The organism is Ilumatobacter sp., assembly GCF_965215205.1.
Taxonomy (GTDB): domain Bacteria; phylum Actinomycetota; class Acidimicrobiia; order Acidimicrobiales; family Ilumatobacteraceae; genus Ilumatobacter_A.
The window spans coordinates 1-6,726 of the sequence record NZ_CBDCDH010000006.1 but is presented as its reverse complement, the minus strand read 5'-3'; the positions used below and the strand labels follow the sequence as shown (position 1 = coordinate 6,726).

The following is a 6,726-nucleotide window of genomic DNA, read 5'->3' as shown; positions in this document are numbered from 1 at the left end:
CGGACGTCCCCGATCCGCGGGACCGAAATCAGCTGGCGGTAGAGCGGGGTGTCGATGTTGAGCGTCGTGACGGGCCGGGCGTCCTTGGCCGGCACCTCGCCGATGCGGCGCACGGGCTCGCCGTACTCGCTCATCCGGTAGGTGCCGTCGGGGAAGCGCGTGCCGTAGGCGCGGTAGAGCTCGAGGGTCTCGACCTTGACGTTGTCGTAGGCGCGGAAGGCGAGCGTGAAGTCGGCGGCCTCGATCGCGCCGAACTCCGGACCGGGCTCGGTGATCGCGACCTCGGGGCGGATGTCGTCGGGGGCGGCGAGGAACTCGATCGAGTGACGGCCGACCGCGCCGTCGGTGTCGAGGATCTCGGCCGTCAGGACGACCGGCTCGTTGGCGTCGAACAGGCCCGTGGGGACCGCGACGGTCGCGGAGGCGGTGCCCGCGAACGGGGCATCGGCGCGGCCGAAGCGATCCGCCTGCTCGACGCCGTAGGTCGCCTCGATCGCGTCGTACATCGAGGCGAACGCCTGATCGCGCATGCCCTGACCGCCGATGTCGGGGTCGCCCTTCTCGAGGCTGACCGCCAGGGGTCGGCCGTTAGCGGTGACCCGCAGCGCGTCGGGGTTGACCGCCAGCGCCCGATCGTCGGTGAAAGCGAGCCCGACGGCGATCTCGAAGGTGCCGGCGGCGATGTACTGGTCCGGGGCGGGGGCGGTGAAGCGCACCTGCGGGACGAGGTTCGCGATCGGGTGGACGAGGAAGGTGCGGGTCGCCACGTGACCGTAGGTGTCGGTCGAGGCGCAGCTCGTACTCGGTGACGACGGACTCGGTGAAGGTGAGCGTGGCGCTCTCCTCGAGCGTCGCGGGCGGCGCGTTCGGGCACTGCGCCCCGTACTCGCGCTCGTAGAGCGTGGTGCGTCCGCCGTTGCCGTCGAGCCGGCTGATCTCGTAGCTGGCGAGCGCGACGTCGTCGGCGAGCATCGCCCCGAGACGGAAGTCCTCGCCGGTGCGCAGCCAGAACTCGGCGTAGTCGAGCCGCTGCGGGTCGTCGATGACGTAGCGCCAGGTGCTCGAGCCGGGCAGGCGGTAGCTCGCGAGCTCGGTGAACGCGGTCTGCGGCGGCTCGTTCGCCACCAGCGGCAACGACCAGGCGAGCGTCGAGGCCCGGCCGTGGACGTCCTCGGCGAGCGGGCCGAGCTCGAGCGTGCCGCCGTCGTGCCGCGCCGGCACCCGGTAGTGCAGCCGGTAGCGGTCCTCGCCGGGAATGCCGAGGATCCGTCCGCCCTCGGGGACGCCGTCGCGCAGCAGGGCGTAGGTGTCGAGCCCGGCCTCGGTGGCGGCCGAGAGCTCGAGCTCGAGCGTGTCCATCGGCCGCACCGGACTGCCCGACTCGGGCGAGACGAGCGCGAGCTCGACCGGGGCGTAGGCCTCGCTCAGCGGCACCCGCGCGATCGGCTCGAGGGCGACCGGACCGCGCTCGAGGCTCGCCTTGTCGCTCGCGAAGCCGTAGAGCGCGAGCGCGTCGACGCCCGGCAGGCGCGGTGCGCGCGCCAGGTGCGCCTGGCGGTAGAACACCCCGCCGTCGCGACGGCTCGGTTCGCCCGCCACCTCGGCCGGTCCCGGTGCGAAGACGACCTCGCCTCCCTCACCGTCCGCGTAGTGGAGCGCGACGAGCGGACGCGCCCGGGTGCCCGAGGCGGCACGCTCGTCCTTGGCGAGGGTCTCGAAGAGCTCGGCGCGCTCGAGCACGATCCGCGTCGGCGCGCCCGCAGGCGCATCGTCGGGGGACGCCGCGCCCTCGTACAGCGGCTCGACGACGATCCGGGCCATGTCGCCGTACGGCCCCGAGACGCCGAGGTCCACCGGCCCGTCGACCTCGTCGACCCCCGCGACGAGGCAGGGGTCCGCGGGCCAGAACGAGACGCGGTATCGGGAGATCGCCTGCGCGGCGTCCTGCGACCCGAACGCAACCGACAGCTCGTCGATGCGGCCCGTCGGCCCGAGCACGAGCGAGCCGTTGCCGAGGGCCTCGGCGAGTACCCCGTTCCCGAGCGTCACCGTGGAGGCGGCGTCCGAGAAGACCGGCGCCTCGAAGGCCAGGCGCGGTCGCGCAAGCTCGATGTCGTCGCCGACGAGGTAGCCCGACGGCGACGAGGCGGGATCGGTCTCGAGCGTGGTCGCGACGGTGAAGACCCGGTCCGTCTTGCCGGACACGAAGTCGTCCTCGACCCGAAGCGCGTAGCCGAACGTGCCGCCGGCCGGCACCTCGGGGGCGGGGAACTGGTCCTGGTAGCGCACCTGCGGCGCGGCATCGGGTCGGATCGTGACGGTGCGGGTGCCGACGCTGGTGTTGCCGGCGATGTCGGTGGCGGTGATGCGCAGCGTCTTGCGAAGCCCCGTCGCGGGGATCTCGTAGCCGCCGATCTCCCAGTCGGCGGCGAGGCTCACCTGGAGCGTGTCGTCGTCGTCGAGCGTGTCCTCGACGAGCGGCCCGGTCTGCTCGCCGTCGACGGTGAGGGCGTAGCTCGCAAGGGCGAGGTTGTCCGCGACGCTCGCCGAGATCTTCACCGGCTGGTCGGCGACGAGCGTCTCGTCGGGCGCGGAGAACGTGATCGTCGGGCCTTCGGTGTCGGCGAGGACCGTGACCGGGACGCCGGGCGTGTCGGTGGCGTTGACGCCGTGGTCGGAGGCGCGCACGACGAGCGTGAAGCGCTCGCCGGCCCGCTCGATCATCGCGCGCGGCAGCTCGATCTCGCCGCTGAAGTCGGTCGCGTGGCGCGTGGCGACCAGCACCGAGCCGAAGGTGTCGGGGTTCGGCGCGGTGATGCGGATCTCCTCGTCCTCGCGGGCGAAGAAGCGCCAGTCGAGCATCTGCTCGGCCCCGTCCGCGTCGACGAGGATCGCCTCGATCTCGCGAACGTGGATGTCGTCGTCGGCGGCGCCGAGGATCTCGAACGCGTCCCCCGGCATCAGCTCGAGCGGGCCGTCCGGCAACTCCAGGCGCACGTTCGGGGCTTCCTCGTCGTCGAGCAGCTCGATATCGAAGTAGAGCTCGGCGACGAGTCCTGCGTCGTCGACGGCGAGCACGCCGAGACGCGCCCCCTTCCCCGGCGCGCGCAGCGAGGCGGCCACGTAGCGCTCGGCCTCGCTTCGATCCGCCCCCGCAAGGGACTCGGTCCGGAGCGTCTCGCGCACGCCCGCCTCCTCGCGGAAGAACTCGACGCGATCGAGCCCCCGGTTGTCGCTGACCGCCACGTTCGCGCCGAAGGCCTCGCCCTCGGTCAGGCGGATGCCGGGGGCCGGGGTGCGGATGCTCAGCCGCGGCGGCTCGTCGCGCGAGACGGCGTAGCTCGTCTCCCGCTCCGTGGTGCGTCCCGTCACGTCGACGGCGATCGCGCGCAGGGTCAGCGAGTCGACGTCCCCGGCCGGTACCGCATGGACGAAATCGCCCTCGGCGAGCCGGGTCGCGGGGGCGGACTCGGCGACGACCGCACCGCCGATCTCGAAGCGGACCGAGGCGAGGTAGCTGTCGTCCTGCGCCCGCCAGGCGAACCGGACGGGCTCGCCCGCGTAGAGCGTCGTGCCGGGCGTCGGGGCCGAGACCGAGATCGACGGGGCGTCGAGATCCGCCCCGATCCGGACCGTGCCGACGTGGCGCTCGGAGGGCTGGCCGATCGAGTCGCGCACGAGCACGGTGAGGACCGCGTCCTGGTCGAAGGCGACCTCCCCGACCCCGGCGAGGTCGAACTCGACGCTCTCCTGCACGGTGGTGGCGGTGATCAGCCCGTCCTCGGTGGTGCGGGTCCGGGTCAGCAGCTGGCGGCTGCCGTCCGGGAGCGCCACCTCGAGCGTGACCTCGACGGCATCGACCGCCACGTCGTCGCGCGCCGTGACGTCGATGCCGACGGTGTCGCGCGGCATGAACGCCTCGCGGTGCGGCGTCACCGCCTGGATCTCGGGCACGGTGTCGGACACGACCGAGAGGCTGACCTCGGCGGTGGACGCGTTGCCGGCGGCGTCGGCGACGGTCGCGGTGACGGGCAAGAGGTTCAGGTCCGCCGCCGGAAGATCGCCGATGCCGGGTACCTCGACGATCCGGATCGCCGAGAACGCGTTCAGCGCGCCCGGGACCTGCTGGAGCGGCACGTCGTCGCATCGGTGACGACGTCCTCGGCGCGACCGGTAAGCAGGAGCCTGCCGCCGTCGCGCCGGATGCCCGTGATCGAGAGCGTGTCGGCGCCGACGTTGTCGAAGCCGGTGATCTTGAACGCGACCGGGGTGTTCTCGGTGACGTAGGCGAGCTCCTCGCCGGCCTCGGTCGCGGTGACCGTCGGGGGCGACGATGTTGACCACGGGGGGCTGCTCGTCGGGGCCGAGCGTGACGACAAGCTCGGCGCTCCTGGTCGACTGGCCAGCGTCGTCGGTCGCGACGGCCCACAAGGTCAGCGATTGGGGCTCGGGCACGCGCTCGAAGGGAGGGTACTCGACGGTGAAGGGGCGCGTGGCGTCGCTGCCGACCAGGCTCCCGTCGACGTAGAACTCGACGCGATCGAGCCCGACGTCGTCGGTCCGCCTCGGCCCGGAGCTCCACGGGCACGCCCGCGATCAGCTGGGAGCCCGCCGTCGGGAAGCTCATCGAGACCTGCGGGGGGCGGTCCTCCCGGACCCGCACGTACGCGGGCTCGGTTTCGGAGATCTGGTCGGACAGGTCCCGCGCGCGCACGAGGATCTCGAGCGTGCGCCCGAGCGCGTCCTCGCTCGGATCGTGGCGGAAGGTGTGTTGGCCGGTCACCGCGTCGATGTCGTCGAGCACGGCGAGCTCCTCGGGCACGTCGCGGTAGTCGAACGTCTCGACGACCTCGCCGTCGACGACGAGCGACAGGAAGAGCCCCTGGTCGGCGGTGTCGTCGGAGAACTGCACCTGGACGGGCAGCGGAGCGCCTTCGGGGAGGGTCGAGCCGTCGAGCGGGGCGAGCAGCTGGACCGACGGGGCGGCGTCGCCGACGATCGTCACGGCGCGATCGGGCAATCGCTCGCTGCCGCCGGCGACGAAGACCTCGGCCGACAGGCTCCGGCTCGCCTCGACCAGGGAGATCGAGGGCACGGTGATGAACGTCTTCCAGACCTCGACGGAGACGGTCTCCTCGTCGACGGTCCGCTCCTCGATCACCGGGTAGTTGATCGAGTCGACGCGGGCGTCGTCGACGAACAGATCGATGTGCCGGATGCCCAAGTTCCCCTGGAGCGGATCGAACCGGCTCTCGAGCTGCACGAGCATCCGGCTGCCCTCGACGACGCGTGACAGGGTCTTCGGCTCGACCCAATCGACGGACGGCACGCTCGCCTCGCGCTCCGCGCGCACGCGGACCGGGACGGGATCGCTCGCCGTCACCTGACCCGCTTCGTCGACGGCGGTCGCGGTGACGGCGATCTCGCGGTTCAGCCAGCTTTCCGGGCACGGTCGTGACGAGCTCGTACGGGGCGGCATCGCGGGTCGCGACGAGCTCGTTATCGAGGCGGAACTCGATCCGGGCGATCCCGGTGTCGTCGCTCGCCTCGACGTCGAGGGCGAGCTCGTCGCCGACGGCCACGCCCGGCGGGGCCTCGACGGTGATCTCGGGCGGTGCGTCGGGTCGCGGTAACGGGGATCGTCGTCGCGATGCCCGGGTCGGCCCGCAGCGTCGCGGTGACGTTCACGGGAGATTCGATCGTCGCCGTGGCGGTGAGCCGGTTCTCACCGTCGAGCGCGAGCAGGTCCGCCGCGGCGGACGGGATCGCGAGGCTCACGTCCGAGGCGCGGGTCAGGAGCTTCTCCGAGCCGTCGTCGAAGACCGCGTAGAGCGCGGGCGGCTCGACAGGGCGATTCAGAGCGGGAAGGGTCCACGGGGCGTCGGCGCGCAGGGTCGAGAGCCGGCGCGAGAAATCCATGCGCACGGGCACGACGACGGGATCGAGTTCGGGATACTCGACGGTGAGCTCGACGTCGGTGCCGGCGGCGTCGCGCAGCGGGTAGACCGTCCCGTCGGGGGTGACGGCGACGAGATCGGGGTGGGAGCTTCGGTAGGTCACTCCCCTGCCCGCGCCCGCGAGCGCGGTCGGTCCGCGGAACTCGAACTCGACCTCGGGCACGAGCACGACGCTCTCGAGCAGGTCGGTGAACAGCAGCTCACCGGGGACCACCGAGAGCCCGAGCGCCGCCTCACTGACGCTCTCCCCGGTGAAGGTGATCGTGGAGAAGCTCGCCGTGTTGCCGGACGAGTCGACGGCGATCGCGTCGATCAGGACGACGCCGTTGCGCAGGATCTCGGCGTCGGACAGGGCGTCGGTGACCGGGAGGGTCAGGTCGAACAGGGTCTGGCCCTCGCGCTCGGGCCAGAGCCGCACGGTGCCGCCGGAGTCGGCGAAGGCCGAGCCGAGGGCGCGCTCGACGACGCCGCCCTCGGCGACGAGATCCGAGGCGCGCACGGCCGAGGCCGAGACGTCGAGGTGGGTCAGGTCGACATCGTCGGCGACGGCGAGGCGCACGACGAGCAGCTGCCCACCGTCGGACGAGCGGACGGAGACGTCCTCGAGCGCGACGCTCGGCGGATTGGTCTCGCGCAGGAAGCTCTCGGTGCGGGGCGTGACGGTGCCGTCGCCCGCGACGAGCTCGGCCGAGGCGTCGAGCGCCTCGGCATTGTCGATCGGGAGCGAGAGCTCGCAGGCGGCCGAGTCCGCGTCGAGCCGACGGGCCTC

General features: G+C 72.5%; 3 protein-coding genes and 2 pseudogenes. 1 reads left to right on the top strand and 4 read right to left on the bottom strand.

Translation table 11 applies throughout. The features are described 5' to 3' along the window. Window positions 1-588: 588 nt before the first annotated feature. From ACOOHC_RS00115 to ACOOHC_RS00105, 3 genes and pseudogenes are all read right to left on the bottom strand, one after another. Window positions 589-4,137: an Ig-like domain-containing protein gene (locus ACOOHC_RS00115; RefSeq protein ID WP_420450189.1), complete on the bottom strand. Its 3,549-nt coding sequence runs from the start codon at window positions 4,135-4,137 to the stop codon at window positions 589-591. After that, window positions 4,107-4,379, bottom strand: a complete 273-nt coding sequence (locus ACOOHC_RS00110; protein ID WP_420450188.1) for a hypothetical protein — start codon at window positions 4,377-4,379, stop codon at window positions 4,107-4,109. Before ACOOHC_RS00110 ends, ACOOHC_RS00115 begins: the two co-directional genes overlap by 31 nt. A 97-nt stretch (window positions 4,380-4,476) precedes the next feature. After that, window positions 4,477-4,548: pseudogene (locus ACOOHC_RS00105) on the bottom strand (Ig-like domain-containing protein); the annotation flags it as partial. Between the two features lie 208 nt (window positions 4,549-4,756). Here ACOOHC_RS00105 and ACOOHC_RS00100 point away from each other — a divergent pair. Continuing rightward, window positions 4,757-5,293 carry a hypothetical protein gene (locus tag ACOOHC_RS00100; RefSeq protein ID WP_420450187.1) on the top strand — a complete coding sequence of 179 codons (537 nt, stop codon included), beginning with the start codon at window positions 4,757-4,759 and terminating at the stop codon, window positions 5,291-5,293. A 217-nt stretch (window positions 5,294-5,510) separates the two neighbouring features. Here ACOOHC_RS00100 and ACOOHC_RS00095 read toward each other — a convergent pair. Next, a pseudogene (locus tag ACOOHC_RS00095) lies at window positions 5,511-5,582 on the bottom strand (hypothetical protein); the annotation flags it as partial. Window positions 5,583-6,726: the final 1,144 nt, after the last annotated feature.